Source organism: Vicingus serpentipes (assembly GCF_007993035.1).
GTDB classification, from domain to species: Bacteria; Bacteroidota; Bacteroidia; order Flavobacteriales_E; family Vicingaceae; genus Vicingus; species Vicingus serpentipes.
On the sequence record NZ_VOOS01000001.1, the window covers coordinates 579,840 to 596,117 of the forward strand.

General features: G+C 31.0%; 18 protein-coding genes. 6 read left to right on the forward strand and 12 right to left on the reverse strand.

Annotation, left to right across the window (positions count from 1 at the left end):
• Position 1 precedes the first annotated feature (1 nt).
• The 9 genes from folB to FRY74_RS12840 form a co-directional block, all read right to left on the reverse strand.
• Positions 2-358 (reverse strand): dihydroneopterin aldolase, encoded by a 357-nt coding sequence (gene folB / locus FRY74_RS02570; RefSeq protein ID WP_147098308.1) that lies wholly within the window; start codon positions 356-358, stop codon positions 2-4.
• Positions 358-2,049: a glutamine--tRNA ligase/YqeY domain fusion protein gene (locus FRY74_RS02575; RefSeq protein WP_147098310.1), complete on the reverse strand. Its 1,692-nt coding sequence runs from the start codon at positions 2,047-2,049 to the stop codon at positions 358-360. The genes folB and FRY74_RS02575 overlap by 1 nt, the downstream gene beginning before the upstream one ends.
• Complete coding sequence (gltX, locus tag FRY74_RS02580; protein ID WP_147098311.1) at positions 2,049-3,593, reverse strand: glutamate--tRNA ligase; 1,545 nt, start codon at positions 3,591-3,593, stop codon at positions 2,049-2,051. The genes FRY74_RS02575 and gltX overlap by 1 nt, the downstream gene beginning before the upstream one ends.
• Positions 3,594-3,689: 96 nt before the next feature.
• Complete coding sequence (locus FRY74_RS02585; protein ID WP_147098313.1) at positions 3,690-5,129, reverse strand: PKD domain-containing protein; 1,440 nt, start codon at positions 5,127-5,129, stop codon at positions 3,690-3,692.
• Positions 5,130-5,189: 60 nt separating this feature from the next.
• Positions 5,190-5,840, reverse strand: a complete 651-nt coding sequence (locus FRY74_RS02590) for a lipoprotein signal peptidase (protein WP_147098314.1) — start codon at positions 5,838-5,840, stop codon at positions 5,190-5,192.
• A 65-nt stretch (positions 5,841-5,905) separates the two neighbouring features.
• Positions 5,906-6,283: a TraR/DksA family transcriptional regulator gene (locus FRY74_RS02595; RefSeq protein ID WP_147098315.1), complete on the reverse strand. Its 378-nt coding sequence runs from the start codon at positions 6,281-6,283 to the stop codon at positions 5,906-5,908.
• A 13-nt stretch (positions 6,284-6,296) separates the two neighbouring features.
• Positions 6,297-9,689, reverse strand: a complete 3,393-nt coding sequence (ileS, locus tag FRY74_RS02600; RefSeq protein WP_147098317.1) for an isoleucine--tRNA ligase — start codon at positions 9,687-9,689, stop codon at positions 6,297-6,299.
• A 79-nt stretch (positions 9,690-9,768) separates the two neighbouring features.
• Complete coding sequence (locus tag FRY74_RS02605; RefSeq protein ID WP_189765243.1) at positions 9,769-10,197, reverse strand: RidA family protein; 429 nt, start codon at positions 10,195-10,197, stop codon at positions 9,769-9,771.
• A 65-nt stretch (positions 10,198-10,262) separates the two neighbouring features.
• A complete protein-coding gene (locus FRY74_RS12840; RefSeq protein WP_170227925.1) occupies positions 10,263-10,430 on the reverse strand; it encodes a hypothetical protein in 168 nt (55 codons plus the stop codon).
• Between the two features lie 76 nt (positions 10,431-10,506).
• On the opposite strand from FRY74_RS12840, the gene FRY74_RS02610 reads away from it, so the two are divergent.
• From FRY74_RS02610 to FRY74_RS02635, 6 genes are read left to right on the forward strand one after another with little or no spacing between them, the layout of a single operon-like run.
• Positions 10,507-10,917, forward strand: a complete 411-nt coding sequence (locus FRY74_RS02610) for a 6-pyruvoyl trahydropterin synthase family protein (RefSeq protein ID WP_147098320.1) — start codon at positions 10,507-10,509, stop codon at positions 10,915-10,917.
• Positions 10,877-11,584 (forward strand): GTP cyclohydrolase I FolE, encoded by a 708-nt coding sequence (folE, locus tag FRY74_RS02615; protein ID WP_147098321.1) that lies wholly within the window; start codon positions 10,877-10,879, stop codon positions 11,582-11,584. Before FRY74_RS02610 ends, folE begins: the two co-directional genes overlap by 41 nt.
• A 3-nt stretch (positions 11,585-11,587) precedes the next feature.
• The gene (locus FRY74_RS02620; protein ID WP_147098323.1) at positions 11,588-12,268 is read left to right on the forward strand and encodes an SDR family NAD(P)-dependent oxidoreductase; all 681 of its coding nucleotides are present in this window, start codon (positions 11,588-11,590) and stop codon (positions 12,266-12,268) included.
• A gap of 2 nt (positions 12,269-12,270) precedes the next feature.
• Positions 12,271-12,831, forward strand: a complete 561-nt coding sequence (locus FRY74_RS02625; RefSeq protein ID WP_147098324.1) for a glutathione peroxidase — start codon at positions 12,271-12,273, stop codon at positions 12,829-12,831.
• A complete protein-coding gene (locus tag FRY74_RS02630) occupies positions 12,828-13,436 on the forward strand; it encodes an SOUL family heme-binding protein (protein WP_223265802.1) in 609 nt (202 codons plus the stop codon). Before FRY74_RS02625 ends, FRY74_RS02630 begins: the two co-directional genes overlap by 4 nt.
• Complete coding sequence (locus tag FRY74_RS02635) at positions 13,426-14,418, forward strand: potassium channel beta subunit family protein (protein WP_147098328.1); 993 nt, start codon at positions 13,426-13,428, stop codon at positions 14,416-14,418. The genes FRY74_RS02630 and FRY74_RS02635 overlap by 11 nt, the downstream gene beginning before the upstream one ends.
• 180 nt (positions 14,419-14,598) lie before the next feature.
• On the opposite strand, the gene FRY74_RS02640 is transcribed toward FRY74_RS02635, so the two are convergent.
• From FRY74_RS02640 to FRY74_RS02650, 3 genes are all read right to left on the reverse strand, one after another.
• Positions 14,599-15,024, reverse strand: a complete 426-nt coding sequence (locus FRY74_RS02640) for a response regulator (RefSeq protein ID WP_147098330.1) — start codon at positions 15,022-15,024, stop codon at positions 14,599-14,601.
• A gap of 357 nt (positions 15,025-15,381) precedes the next feature.
• Positions 15,382-15,780, reverse strand: a complete 399-nt coding sequence (locus FRY74_RS02645) for a response regulator (RefSeq protein WP_147098332.1) — start codon at positions 15,778-15,780, stop codon at positions 15,382-15,384.
• A gap of 11 nt (positions 15,781-15,791) precedes the next feature.
• Entirely contained in the window at positions 15,792-16,175 is a 384-nt protein-coding gene (locus FRY74_RS02650; RefSeq protein ID WP_147098334.1) for a hypothetical protein, read from the reverse strand.
• Between the last annotated feature and the right edge of the window lie 103 nt (positions 16,176-16,278).

Here is a 16,278-nt window from a genome sequence, read left to right on the forward strand (position 1 = left end):
GTTAACGTTCTCTTATTAGTCGTACACTAACGGCATCGATATGACCACCCAAAGGAGGATTTAGTTTTGAGACTTTAAAATTGATCTCATTAATCGTTTCAAACTCATCAAAAAGAGCAGTTATACATCTATCAGCTACATGTTCTAATAATTTAGAAGGTGTTTGCATTTCTTGGTTTACCAACTGAAAAACTGTTTGATAATTCACAGTATCTGCTAAACTATCTGATTTAGCTGCAGCAGATAAATCTACATCTAATTCTATATCTACAATAAAATTAGTGCCAATTAACGTTTCTTCTTTAAAGCACCCATGATAGGCATAAATTTTTGCGCCTTCAACATAAATCTTACCCATTAGTTTGGTTTTTTAGCCCAACCGTCTTTTAACGTAGCGGTTCTGTTAAATATTAAATTTTCAGATGTTGAATCATTGTCGACACAAAAGTAACCTATACGTTGAAATTGATAACGTTCCTGTGGTTTAGCATCCTTTAAAGCAAGTTCTATTATACAATCCTTAATTATTGTTAATGAGTCTGGATTGATATGTGATTTAAAATCAACCTCTTTTTCACCATCTGGTGATTCAACTGTAAACAATCTGTCGTAAGCATTTACTTGTGCTTTAACATTATGTGAAGCAGAAACCCAATGAACAGTACCTTTTACTTTTCGATTACTTTCTTCTGTTCCACTTCCACTCTTACTTTTCTCATCATAAGTACAAAGTACCTCAATTACATTGCCATCTGCATCTTTAATCGCCTCAACACCATTAATAATGTAACCGTGTTTTAATCGAACTTCTTTTCCAATTCCCAATTTAAAAATCTTATTCGGGCATTGCTCTAAAAAGTCATCTCTCTCTATATAAATCTCTCTAGAAAATATCATTTCACGGTGACCAGCATTTTCATCTTCAGGGTTATTTTCAGCCATTACAATTTCTGTTTTCCCTTCAGGATAATTAGTTAAAACCAATTTTAGTGGATTTAACACAGCCATAATCCTATTTGTTGTTTTATTTAAATCTGCTCGAACGCAAGATTCCAACAAAGCAACATCTATCATTTGCTCACGTTTTGAAACTCCAGCAACGTCAATAAATTTATGAATTGATGCTGGTGTATATCCTCTTCTTCTTAATCCAGAAATTGTAGGCATTCTTGGGTCATCCCAACCATTAACAATTTTATCTTCTACCAACTGCATAAGTTTTCGCTTACTCATTACAGTATAGTTTAAATTTAATCTTGAAAACTCTCTTTGCTTTGGTCTAACCTTTGTTTCATCATGAACCTGATCTAAAAACCAATCATACAATTCTCTGTGTGCTTTAAACTCTAACGAACATAATGAGTGTGAAATTTGCTCTAAATAATCTGACTCACCATGAGTCCAATCATACATTGGGTAGATACACCAATCATTACCTGTTCTGTGGTGAGATTTATGCATAACTCTATACATAATTGGATCTCTCATCAACATGTTTGTATGCTTCATGTCAATTTTAGCTCTTAATATATGTTCTCCTTCTTTAAACTCACCTTGTTTCATTCGGTTAAACAAGTCTAAATTTTCTTCAACACTTCTATCTCTATATGGACTATCTGTTCCAGGTACAGTAGGTGTTCCTTTTTGAGTTGCCATGGCTTCTGAAGACTGAGAATCGACATAAGCTTTTCCATTCTTAATCATAGATAGAGCCCAATCGTATAATTGTTGAAAATAATCAGAAGAATAACATTCTTCATCCCATTTCAATCCCATCCAATCTAAATCATATTTAATTGCATCAACAAATTCTTGTTCTTCTTTAGATGGGTTAGTATCATCAAACCTAAGATTTACAGGTGCGTTATATTTAGCTCCTAAGCCAAAGTTTAAACAAAATGCTTTAGCATGGCCAATATGTAAATAACCATTGGGCTCTGGAGGAAATCTAAATTTTAATTTATCAGATGAAAACCCTTCCCTTAAATCTTCTTCAATAATTTGCTCAATAAAATTAAGCGATCTTTTTTCTTCTTTATGATTTTCCATTAGGCTGTTATTTCTTTCTTAATATTTTCAATACCTGCTTTTAATCTATTTATAGATTCTTCTTTACCAATTACTTCCATAATATCGAACAATGAAGGTCCTCCTCCAACGCCAGTAATTGATAAACGAATTGCTATCATTGCAATTCCAAAACCAAGTTCTTTTTCTTCTACATATTGTTTAAAAGCATGCTCTAAAGGTTCTGCTTTAAATTCTGTATTTGAAAAAACTGTAATTAAATCAGCAACAATTTCTGGAGAATTTTCTTTCCATTTTTTCTTTACTGTTTGAGCATCATATTCTTGTGGAGCTTCAAAAAAGTATTTTCCGTTTTCTAAAATATCTGTAGTAAATACTGCTCTTTCTTTCATTAACCCACAAACTTTAGAAACAAATTCAGAAGATAAATTAGAATAACCATGTTTACCTAAAATAGGTGTTAAAATAGCTGATAACTCTTCATTTGATTTTGCTCTTAAATACTGTTCGTTAAACCATTTAGTTTTATCCGGATCAAATTTAGCTCCTGATTTCCCCACTTTCTCCAATGAGAAAGCTTGCAGTAATTCTTCAATAGAAAATATTTCTTGCTCAGTTCCAGGATTCCATCCTAAAAAAGCCAACATATTTATGTGTGCCTCTGGAAAATAACCTGACTCTCTATATCCTGATGAAATTTCTCCTTCTGGAGAATTCCATTCTATTGGGAAAACTGGAAATCCACCAGCATCACCATCTCGTTTACTTAACTTTCCATTACCATTAGGTTTTAAGATTAATGGTAAATGAGCAAATTGAGGCATCACATCTTCCCACCCTAACAACTTGTATAATAACACATGTAATGGTGCTGATGGCAGCCATTCTTCACCTCTAATTACATGAGTAATTTTCATCAAATAATCATCAACTACATTTGCCATGTGGTAAGTTGGCATTCCGTCCGATTTGTATAAAACCTTATCATCTAAGTGGGTAGTATCAACAGAAACCCATCCTCTAATCACATCTTTAAATTTAACTTCTTCTCCCTTTGGAATTTTCACACGAACTACAAATGGTTCTCCTGCAGCTATTTTTGCATCTACATCTTCTTTTGTTAAAGTCAACGAATTTTTCATTGTCATTCGACTAGTTGCATCGTATTGTTGAGATGAACCTCCTGCAGTTTTTAGTCTCTCACGCATTTGGTCTAATTCTTCAGCAGTATCAAAAGCGTAATATGCATTTCCAGCTGCTAATAACTGATCAACATATTTTTTATAAACTCCATCTTTATTTCTTTCTGATTGGTGATAAGGGCCATATTCTCCTCCAACACCAACTCCTTCATTTGGTGTTATTCCACACCATTTTAATGCTTCTAAAATATAATCTTCAGCTCCTTTTACGTAACGAGTTTGGTCGGTATCTTCAATTCTTAATAAAAAATCTCCTCCGTGCTTTTTAGCAAACAAATAATTATACAATGCTGTTCTTACTCCTCCAATATGAAGGGGTCCTGTTGGACTAGGCGCAAACCTTACTCTTACTTTTTTTTCCATCTGATTTAATTAGGGGTGCAAATATACTAATATGCTAAAATAAAAAGCCCCAAGTAAATAAATACTTAGGGCTTTAATTAAGTTAATTTAATCCTATTATTTATCGACAAGAATTCGTTTACTATAAACTTTTTGTCCTTCATTTTCTATAGATAAAAAGTAAACGCCTGAATTAATTTCTTGAGTTAAGATTTTTATATTTTCTTGATTATTTATCTCAATACTTTTAACTGTTTTTCCTACTACATCTGTAATTACTATTGAACCATTTTTATAGTTAGAAGGTATTAAAATATTAAAATACTTATTAGCCGGAATTGGATAAATTTTCACTTCTTCTTGATTTACTTTTGATTCAACAGCAGTAACAAATGAAACTGTTTGACAAGATGTATTCACATTACATCCATTTGAATCTGTAACAGTTAAACAAACATTATAATTATTTGCTGTTAAATAAGTATGAGTTGGGGATTGGATTGTTGATGTATCTCCATCTCCAAAATCCCAATAATAAGTATTTGCATTACTCGACATATCTGTAAATTGATAAGCTCCTCCTCCTAGTGAGGCATAATTATAATTTGAAATAGCTGTATCTAAAACTGAAATCGTAATTGATGAATCATCAACACAAGAACCATTATACCCATTATGTGTGAGAGTAAAAGATGAAGTAAAATCACCAACAGAAGTGTACAAATAAGAAATATTAGTATCAATTGATGAAGAATTTAAATCACCATAATCCAAGACTAACGAAGTGGGAGCAGTAGTAAACATAATATTTTCAGAGCTTGAAGAAGAATTTGTAAATAGAACTTCATTTCCTAAACAAACAACATTTGTATCTAAGAAGTAGTTTGCACTATAATTTTCTTCAAAAATTGGAGCAATTAAAATATCCATATTCCATCCTCCAAAATCTATAAATCCATTATACCAGCTTCCAGCATAATAAACACAACTCAAAGCTTCACCTTGCCCATCATTAGCAGCACTAGTATTTGTAACATAATAAGGGTTAGATGGATCTAAAGTATTTAATTGAACTGCTACCGCAAAAGAATCTGTTACTGCTACTGGTGCTGTAAAATTTAAATCTTGGTTAGCAAAACCAACATCCATTAACATAACTGTATCTTCTGCAATTAAAGTTGTAGGATAATTTGCGTTATCAATATCATAAACGGAAATTAAAACGCTAACCGGAGAGGAATTTCCAGGCACTCCGTCAACATCTAACAACATATATGCATTAATACCATGAATTAGACCATCTCCTGAAAAATAAAATGCTTGAGAAGTACCACTAATATATGTAGCTACATCCATAGTATCTATTTCAGGAAGACCTGTCAATTTGGATTGTGGATATAAAATATCATCAATACAAGATGTTGTTTTATAATTAATACGAGTCTCTTTCTCTGCATTTGGAACATTTAATCTAGGATTTAATAAAAGATTAGTTTGACCTATTAAAATAGAAGAAGTTAGAATTGCTATAAGTAAAAGAGTGTAGTTTTTATTCATAGTTACATTATTTTATAATAATATACGTACGAAAACAAAAAAAGGATGTTACAACTATTATTATTCTGACTGGGATGCTTCTTCATTGACCTCAACAGCGGGTGTTTTGAAAAAACGTTTTTGGAAAATAAAAATTAAACCAATACCTACCGAGATTGCAGCATCTGCAATATTAAAAACTGGTCTAAAGAATAGATAATCCTCTCCTGCCCAAAGTGGAAACCATTCAGGAAAAGTACCTTCAAATAAAGGAAACCAAAACATATCTACAACTCTTCCGTGTAAGAAAGTTTCATAGCCTCCTCCTTCTGGAAAAAAGGTTGCTAATTGATTAAAGCTATCGTTAAAAATTACGCCATAAAAAGCACTATCAATAATATTACCAATGGCTCCAGCTAAAATTAGTGAGCCACATATCTTTAAGCCTTTTGGAGTAGTTTTAGGTAATGTAAATAGAACGTAAGCAATACCCGAAACAGCTACTATTCTAAATAAGCTTAAAGCTAACTTACCCCATTCTCCTCCAAACTCCATTCCAAATGCCATCCCTGGATTTTCAGTAAAATGGATATAAAACCAATTTCCTAATACTGGAAATTCTTGACCCAAATACATAGTTGTTTTAATCCAAATTTTAACGGCTTGATCAATAACCAAAACCAAAAAAATTATCGTTAACGGCTTGCTAAGTATGTTTAAAAATTTCTTCATTCCTAAATAAAAAATCGCTTCAAAGTAAAATACAATGAAGCGATTTACAAAATCATTTTTATAAATTAACCTTGAGCTTGCTTTGCTTCAATACTCAATGTTGCGTGAGGTACAGCTCTTAATCTTTCTTTTTTAATTAACTTACCTGTCTCTCTACAAATACCGTAAGTTTTGTTTTGAATTCTATTTAAAGCATTCTCTAAATTTCTAATAAATTTTTCTTGACGCTGAGCTAATTGAGCAACCTCTTCTCTAGATAAAGTTCCTGCTCCGTCTTCCATCATATTAAAAGAATGAATAGTATCATCTGTACCATTATCATCTTTATGTGACAATGAATCTTTTAATCCATCTAAGTCAAGTCTAGCATCACTAATTTTCTTTTCAATTAGCTCTTTAAATTCTGCTAATTCTTCGTCTGAATATCTGTTTTTATCTGGCATAACTAATAATTTTTTAATTCATTTTTTCTATTGAAATCATAGTGGAAACATTTTCTTCTATTTCTACTAATGATCCTTCATTTTGTTTCAATTCTTCAACTAAATCAAGTTGCCCTGCTAAAGTTTCCGAACAAATATAATCTTTATTATTATTCACCGCGTTATTTATTTCTTGATGTGATAAAATTTTCAAATGTATTTTATCTGTCACCTCTAAACCACTGTCTTTACGCAAGTTCTGTATTCTATTTACAAATTCTCGAGCTATCCCTTCTTCTCTTAATTCAGGTGAAAGCGTAATATCTAAAGCTACTGTTGTACCTTTTTCTGTTATTACTAACCATCCTGGAATATCTTGTGTAGAAATTTCAGCATCATTACCGTCCAACACTACTTCTTGCCCGTCAATTGTTAAAGTTGTTCCGTTATTTTTCTCAAAAGCAGTAATGTCGTCTTGATTAAATTGAACAACTGCTGCAGCTATCTGTTTCATTATTTTACCATACTTTGGCCCTAGTGATTTAAAGTTTGGTTTAATACTTTTAACTAAGACTCCAGCTGTATCTTCTAAATATTCTAACTCCTTTACGTTTGTTTCTGATAGAATTAAATCTTCTACATCATGTAATTGACGTTTAAATTTTTCATCTAAAATAGGCACCATTATTTTTTGTAATGGTTGACGAACTTTTAAACTTTCTTTTTTACGTAAACTCAATACCATTGACGAAACTTGTTGAGCAATTGCCATTCTTTCTTCCAAATCCTTATCAATAGCTGTTTCATCTGCTACAGGAAAATCAGATAAATGTACCGAAGTAGCATTTCCTTTTCCACTTACCGAAACTAAATCAGTATATAATTGATCCATATAGAATGGTGCAATAGAAGCTGATAATTGAGCTACCACTTCTAAACATTTATACAATGTTTGGTAAGCAGCTATTTTATCTTGAGAATAATCTCCCTTCCAAAAACGTCTTCTACATAAACGTACGTACCAATTACTCAACTCATCATTTACAAAATCTTGAATTGCTCTACCAGCTTTTGTAGGTTCGTATTCTGCATAAAATGCATCAACTGTTTTTATTAATGAATTCAACTTAGACATTACCCAACGGTCAATTTCTGGTCTATCTTTTATTGCAATTTCATCTTCTGAATAGGTAAACCCATCTAAATTGGCATATAAAGCAAAGAAACCATACGTATTGTAAAGTGTTCCAAAAAACTTACGTTGAACTTCAGTAATTCCGTCTAAATCAAATTTTAAGTTGTCCCAAGGCTGTGCATTAGTAATCATATACCAACGTGTAGCATCAGCTCCATACTTACCTAAGGTTTCAAATGGATCGGCAGCGTTACCTAAACGCTTACTCATTTTTTGTCCATTTTTATCTAACACTAATCCGTTAGACACTACATTTTTATAGGCCACAGAATCAAAAACCATTGTTCCAATTGCATGTAGAGTAAAGAACCAACCTCTAGTTTGGTCAACTCCTTCAGCTATAAAATCTGCTGGAAAAAATTTATTATTATCTATTTCTTCTTTGTTCTCGAAAGGATAATGTTGTTGAGCATAAGGCATAGAACCTGAATCGAACCAAACGTCAATTAAATCAGCCTCACGTTTCATTGGTTTACCAGTTGAAGAAACTAAAGTAATCTCGTCTACATAATTTTTATGTAAATCAAATTTATCATAGTTTGCTGCACTCATATCGCCCACAACAAAATCGGCTAACGGACTTGTTTGCATAAAACCTGCAGAAACAGATTTTTCGATTTCTCCTTTTAACTGCTCTACTGAAGAAATACAAATTTCTTCATCACCTTCTTCTGTTCGCCAAATTGGAATAGGAATACCCCAATAACGTGAGCGAGATAAATTCCAGTCATTTAGATTTTCTAGCCAGTTACCAAAACGACCTGTACCAGTACTTTCTGGTTTCCAGTTAATGGTTTTATTCAATTCTATCATACGTTGTTTTAACGCTGTAGATTTTACAAACCAAGAGTCTAATGGATAATATAATACTGGCTTATCTGTTCTCCAACAATGTGGGTAACTGTGCTCGTATTTAGAAACATTAAATGCTTTATTTTCTTCTTTTAATTTGATACAAATTTGTACATCAGCAGATTTTTCTGGAGCTTCTCCTTCATTGTAATATTCATTCTTCACATACATTCCGGCAAACTCTCCCATTTCTGGTCTAAATTTCCCTTGTAAATCTACTAAGGGAACTGGATTACCATTATCATCTAAAACTAACATTGCAGGTACTCCGGCATCTTTAGCAACCTGAGCATCGTCTTGCCCAAAAGTTGGCGCGATGTGAACAATACCTGTACCATCTTCAGTTGTAACAAAATCACCTGGAATTACTTTAAACGCATTTTCTGCGTTTTCGTAAGGCAAGGCATAAGGCAATAATTGTTCGTATTGTATACCAACTAAATCAGTTCCAATAAATTCTTTTGCAATAAAAAATGGAATCTTTTTGTCTCCTTCAGCATAAACCAAATCACTTTCTGATTCAACTTTCTCATACTTACCTACAAACTGCTTAGAAACTAAATTTTTAGCCAATAAGACATTAATTGCTTCAAAAGTATATTGATTATAAGATTTCACTAAAACATATTCAATCTTAGGTCCAACAGCTAAAGCGGTGTTAGAAGGTAAAGTCCAAGGAGTTGTTGTCCAGGCTAAAAAGTAAGCTTCATCAACACCTAATTTAGTTGTGTCTTTTATTTTAAACTGAGCAACAGCAGTGGTATCTTTTACATCTCTATAACAACCTGGTTGATTTAATTCATGAGAACTTAATCCTGTTCCTGCTGCTGGAGAATAAGGCTGAATGGTGTAACCTTTGTATAATAAATTCTTTTGGTGCAATTGTCCTAACAACCACCAAACTGATTCCATGTATTTATTTTCATAGGTAATATATGGGTCATCCATATCTACCCAATATCCCATCTTCTCTGTTAAGTCATTCCAAATATCAGTGTATTGCATTACTGTTTCTCTACACTCTTTGTTGTATTCATCAACAGATATCTTTTTACCAATATCTTCTTTCGTAATTCCTAATTTTTTCTCTACACTCAACTCAACTGGCAAGCCATGAGTATCCCAACCTGCTTTACGTTTTACCTGAAATCCTTTTAAAGTTTTGTAACGACAAAAGATATCTTTTATCGCTCTTGCCATAACGTGGTGAATACCTGGAAGTCCGTTTGCAGAAGGTGGTCCTTCATAAAAAACAAATGGTTTATTTCCATCTCTTGTAGAGATACTTTTTTCAAACACTTTGTGTTCTTCCCACTTTTCTAAAACCTCTTTGGCAACGTTGGGTAAATCTAACCCCTTATATACTTTATACTGACTCATTTGTATTTTTAAAAGAATGCGAATTTAATAAAAAAAGCCCTGAATTTCAGAGCTTCTTCCATTCAATTATTTAGTTGTTTTAATCTATGCTTGCAATGCATTTCAACTCAATAGAAATAGGTGATGGCAAAGCATTTACCTCTACAGTTGTTCTACATGGCTGATTGTCTTTAAAGTACTCAGCATAAACACGGTTATAAGTTTTAAAATCGCGTTTCATGTCAGTTAAAAAAGTTGTTACATCAACAATTTTATCCCAACTACTTCCACTCTCTTCTAAAATAACTTTTACATTATCGAATACAGAACGACATTGAGCTTCAAAGTCGAAAGCTTCATAATTTCCATTTTTATCATATTTCAATCCTGGAATATTTGCTTCTTCGCTACCAGAGCCAGCAGCTCTAGGACCAACTCCTGATAAAAACAATAAATTACCCACCTTACGTGCATGAGGGTATAAACCCATCGGCTTTGGTGCTTTATCTGTGTTTATTTTATTACTCATCGTATTCAATTTTTAATAGCTACAAAATAATTAAAGTTATTACAATAACTAAAGTATTTTGGTAGTTAAATTAATTGTGCATCAGGAAATAATCTTTTCCACTTTTCTAATTTATCGATACTCGAAATAGTTATAACTGTTCTTTGGTCTAAACGAACTTTAATTAAGTTAACCTTTTCTTTGATTTCTTCTAGCCTTTTTTGGCTTTTGCTTTGAGTTATTTTACGTGCCATAATTTATATGTTTAATAATTTAACGATAAAGTTAAACAAAAATGTCTAACTTTGAAAAGTATTTATTAAACAAAATATGAAAACAGCAATTTATAGATTAGAACATTTTAGTGCTTCACATAGATTACACAACCCTAGATGGGATGATAAAAAAAATAAAGAAGTATTTGGAAAGTGTAACAACCCAAATTATCACGGACACAATTACGAACTTGAAGTTTGTGTTATTGGAGATTGTGATGAAGATACTGGATATGTTATCGACACTAAAATACTATCTACAATAATTAAAGATGAAGTATTAGATAAATTAGACCACAACAATTTGAATTTAGATGTAGAAGAATTTAAAAATCTAAATCCAACTACTGAAAATGTTGCTCGAGTTATCTACGAGATTCTTCGCAAAAAAATTGATACAAACCTTGAACTAAAAATTAAGCTTTATGAAACTAGAAAAAACTATGTTGAATACCCAATCTATTAATGATAACCCATTAAATGGTTACACTTTTGAAGATATTGGGGATGATCATTTATTTACCAATCTTGATACACCTTTAAAAGAGGGTGCATTTGATATTTCAGACAAAGAGAAAAAGGAAAAAATTGAAGGTTTATTTGCTGAAATAATGGATGTTTTAGGATTGGATTTAACAGATGATTCTCTAAAAGGTACTCCTAAGCGAGTTGCTAAAATGTACATAGAAGAAATCTTCTCTGGATTAAATCCTGCAAACAAACCAAAAATTGCTCTATTTGATAACAAATACCAATACAACCAAATGTTGGTAGAGAAAAACATTACTTTCTATTCAAATTGTGAGCACCATTTTGTGCCAATTATTGGTAAAGCTCATGTTGCATATATCTCTTCTGGCAAAGTAATTGGCTTATCCAAATTGAATAGGATTGTACAATACTATGCAAAAAGACCTCAAGTACAGGAACGATTAACTAACCAAATTGGAAAAGATTTACAAAACATACTTAACACTGAAGATGTTGCTATTATCATCGATGCAAAGCATTTATGTGTTTCATCAAGAGGTGTTCAAGATGATAATTCTGCTACTGTTACCACTTTTTATGGCGGTCAATTTAACTCACCAGAAAAAATAAGAGAGTTACAATCTTACATTACCAATAAATAAAAGATGAAAACGATATTAATAATTGGAGGAAGTAAAGGAATTGGAAAGTCAGTTCTCTTGCAACAGCTTGATTTAGGTAATAAAGTAATAAACCTAAGTCGAACTAAAATAGATATTACTCACAATAACCTATTAAGTTATGAATTTGACATATTAAATCCGAACTTCCCAACTATTGATAATGTTTCTCATTTAATTTACTGTCCGGGAAGTATAAATTTAAAACCATTTAGCTCGCTTAACATGGATGATTTTAGAACCGATATGGAAATTAATTTTTTTGGAGCAATTGCTTGTATCAAAAACTACTTGCCTGCTTTAAAAAAGGAACAAAATTCAAGTATTGTTTTGTTTAGCACAGCAGCAGCAAAAATGGGAATGCCTTTCCACACAAGTATAAGTGCCGCAAAATCAGCTCTAGAAGGTTTTGCAAAATCTTTAGCGGCTGAATTAGCTCCAAATGTTAGGGTAAATACAATTGCTCCTTCTATTGTTGATACAACGCTTGCAAGCAGAATACTTAGAAACGATAGCATAAAAGAAAAAATTACAAATAATCATCCTTTAAAAAGGATACTAAATACAGCAGAAGTTGCTGAGACAGTTAATTACTTATGTAACTCACTTTCTATAAGTGGACAAACCATAACATTGGATAACGGAATAACTACATTAAAAATATAGTCATGAAAAATATTAAATTAATAATTACAAGTATTATGTCACTATTTATTGCATCTTGCTTTTCTCAAGACGAAAACTCGAAAGAACCTACTACTTCAATTTATAAATTAGAAATTAATGATATCGAAGGGAACAAAATTAACCTTCAAGATTTTGAAGGAAAAAAAATATTGTTTGTTAACGTAGCTTCTAAATGTGGTTTTACACCACAATACGAAGATTTGCAAAAACTACACAATACATATAAAGATAAACTCATAATTATTGGCGTACCCTGTAATCAGTTTGGAGGTCAAGAACCTGGAACAAATAATGAAATTCAAACCTTTTGTCAAAAAAATTATGGTGTTGAATTTTTAATTACTGAAAAAGTAGACGTGAAAGGTGATAATCAACATCCCTTATACAAATGGCTTACCGATAAAAGTATAAATGGAAAATCATCATCTACTGTAAAATGGAATTTTCAGAAATACTTAATTGACGAAAGCGGAAAACTTATTGACTTTTATTACAGCACAACTAACCCCTTAAGTGATAAAATCGTTAACAATTTAAAATGATGAAAATAACAGCTATAACACTACTTTCTTTAATAATTCTATTTTTTATTACTCAAGCCTTTATGGCAAACTCAACTAGCAAAATAGAAACCCTTAAATATAATGTAATAAAGAGTTACGACAAGTTTGAAATTAGAAAATATAAATCTGCAAACTTTAGCTACATAAAAATGAATGCCAACTCTTACAAAGAATCATCTGGTAAAGGTTTTAGAGCTTTAGCAGGCTATATTTTTGGAGGTAATGAATCGAGTCAGAAAATTGCTATGACTTCACCAGTAAAAATGGAGTTAGATGACTCTATCACCATGAAATTTATGATACCAAGCAATCTGAAACCTGAAGAATTACCTAAACCAGACAATAAAGAAGTGAAATTTACAACTGAACCTGAAAAAATAGTCGCAGCTATTCGCTTTGGAGGTTGGGCTAATGACAATAAAATAGAAAATATGAAAAAGGAATTAATTCAACTTCTTAAAGAAAACGACATAAAGCATACCAATAAATTTAGTTACTTTGGATACAATCCTCCATATGAGGTAATAAATAGAAGAAACGAAATTATTGTTGAATTAGATAAAAACTTTACAAATGGAATATAGAAGACTAGGGAAATCAGGATTACAATTAAGCGAATTATCACTTGGAAGTTGGTTAACTTTTGGAAAACAAATTAAAAACAACATTGCCGAAGATTTAATGAAATTTGCTTACGACAATGGTGTTAACTTTTTTGATAATGCTGAAATATATGCTCGTGGAGAATCTGAAATTGTGATGGGAAAAATCCTAAACAAGATGAAATGGGATAGAGATTCTTATGTAGTTTCTAGTAAAGTAATGTTTGGAACTAGAGGTGCAGACAGCAAACCAACTCAAAAAGGATTACACAGAAAGCACATTGTTGAAGCTTGTGAGCAAGCCATGAAAAGATTACAGGTTGATTATTTAGATTTATATTTTTGCCATCGCCCTGATAAAAATACTCCTATTGAAGAAACAGTTTGGTCGATGCACAACTTAATTACTCAAGGTAAAATTTTATACTGGGGAACTTCTGAATGGAGCGCTCAAGAAATTATGGAAGCACACATGTTTGCTCGCCAGTATAATTTAATTGGCCCTACAATGGAGCAACCACAATACAATATGCTTCATAGAGAAAAAGTTGAACTAGAATTTAGTCAGATCTACAAAACAGTTGGTTTAGGGACTACTATCTGGTCGCCACTAGCTTCGGGAGTATTAACTGGTAAATACAATGGTAAAAGCGAACCAAAAAATACACGTTTAAGTATTGATGGAATGGAATGGCTGAAAGAGAATGTAATGACTAAAGACAATTTAAAGCGTGTTGATAACGTAGATAAAATTGCTAAAGATTTAGGATTAAGTTTACCTGTTTTGGCAGTTGCCTGGTGTTTAAAAAACCCTAATGTATCTACAGTTATGTTGGGTGCTAGTAAACTAAACCAATTAGAAGAAAACTTTAATGCAATTAATGCTAAAGCAAAACTAACTTCAGATGTAATGGAGGCAATAGAAAAAGCGTTAAGCAACACCCCAATTAAACCAGGATTTTAATAACTTAGGACATATAGCTAAATTGGTTAAAGTAATAGAAGAATATTAGCCTATCTTTATTGAGCTCTATTGTATAATCTAAAATAAAAAACTTATTAAAAAATACATTTTAAACTTTTAAGGAAAATAAACCTTTATTATACTTTTACTTAACATAATCTAGAATTAAACAAAGTCAATTTAACTTTGTTTAATTCTTAAGGTGTTTTCTATAAATGACATTAAATCTTCCATAAATTCATCATCATCTTTGCTAATATAACAATTTGCCCCCGCATCCAGAAGATCTTTAGACTTGCTTTTATTTTTTTGCCCTGAAAACAAAATAACTGGTATATCATACAATCGTCTAATACACACTAATACCTCTAGACCATTCTTCAACTTTAATGAATTGTCATTAAAATTATAATCTAAAATTATTACATCAGGTATATTGTAATTTATATCACTAATTATATTATCTCCGTTTTTAAAAGTAATTACATCACAATTAAAGTTTCTCTTTAACTCAAAGCTTATTAGCTCTGCTAGGATATCACTATCTTCTATTAAAAATGCTTTTGGTTTATTTTTCATAAGTCTGCTTAATAAAGTTTCAAACATCTTTAATTAAAAATCATGCCAATTTCAATCAACCACTATATATAGTGAGAAAGAATTAACTTTTTTAAACAAAAAAAATCAAAACGAAACAACAATTCCCAAAATGGGATTAATCTACTTTTGAATCTTTTAAAAAATTAAATAAAGATAATTTTCAAGCAATAAATAAAGAAAAGTTAATTCTTCAATTATATAATCTCAAATATTACTGATTAATACCCCACTTAAGTACAAATTAGAAGAATTAATACTTTTTCAATTAAAAGAATTCTTGTAAAAGAAAAACCCATACTAATTGTATAGGCTTTTTTTCGTATTTCAATTTTATTTAAATACTTTACGAAGTAGACAATTCATTTAAATTAGATATCTCAGATTATCTTTTTCTTTTGAGTAAGAAATATCTATTAGTGTTTTTAAGTTTTTAAGTGTGGACTTATCTTTTTCTAAGTATGCATAAGCACCATTTTTAAATGATCTAACCACAACAGATGATTCGTTGTTATGACCTGATATCATTATAACTTTTGCTTCAGAATTAATTAATTTAATCTTTTTTAAAATTTCCATTCCAAACATAGAGCCTAAATTATAATCTAACAATACAATATCTGTGTTTATATTCATATTCTCTAAAAAAGATTCTCCGGAATTAAATGATTCAACTTTACCTAGATTGTTTTTTAGAATTTCATTTTTAAGAATGTTTGCATAGAACAAATCATCTTCGACGATACATATTTTTGGCTTTTTCATAATTATAAATTTTAAGCTGATTTTTTATATTCAATTTTATTATCTGGATTAATTATTTCATTAATCATATCAAGCGACTCTTGGTCTAATCTCGACACATACAATCTAGCATCAATAAATAGTGTTTTGGATAAAGATTTTGGTAATGGAGTAAAACAAAAAACTTTTATTTTATGCTTCAATTTAAGTATTTCTGATAAATAATAATCATGAATTGATTCAGACCAATAAGTATCTAGAATAATTGCATCTGGCCATAAAGTAGTAATATTATTAATTCCGTTTTCTGGTGTTTTCCAATGCCATACTTTTGATTTTTTAAAATCAATATGTTCTTTCCAAAAATCAGCTGACAACTGATTCATGCTAATTATGAATATTTTTTTGGGATTCATAGCTGATAAGTTTTAGTTCATTCAAACTATAGCTTAAAGCGTACCAAAAAACATAAAACACTGAAAATCAGAATAAAAATAAATTAAAACCCAATGCCTTATT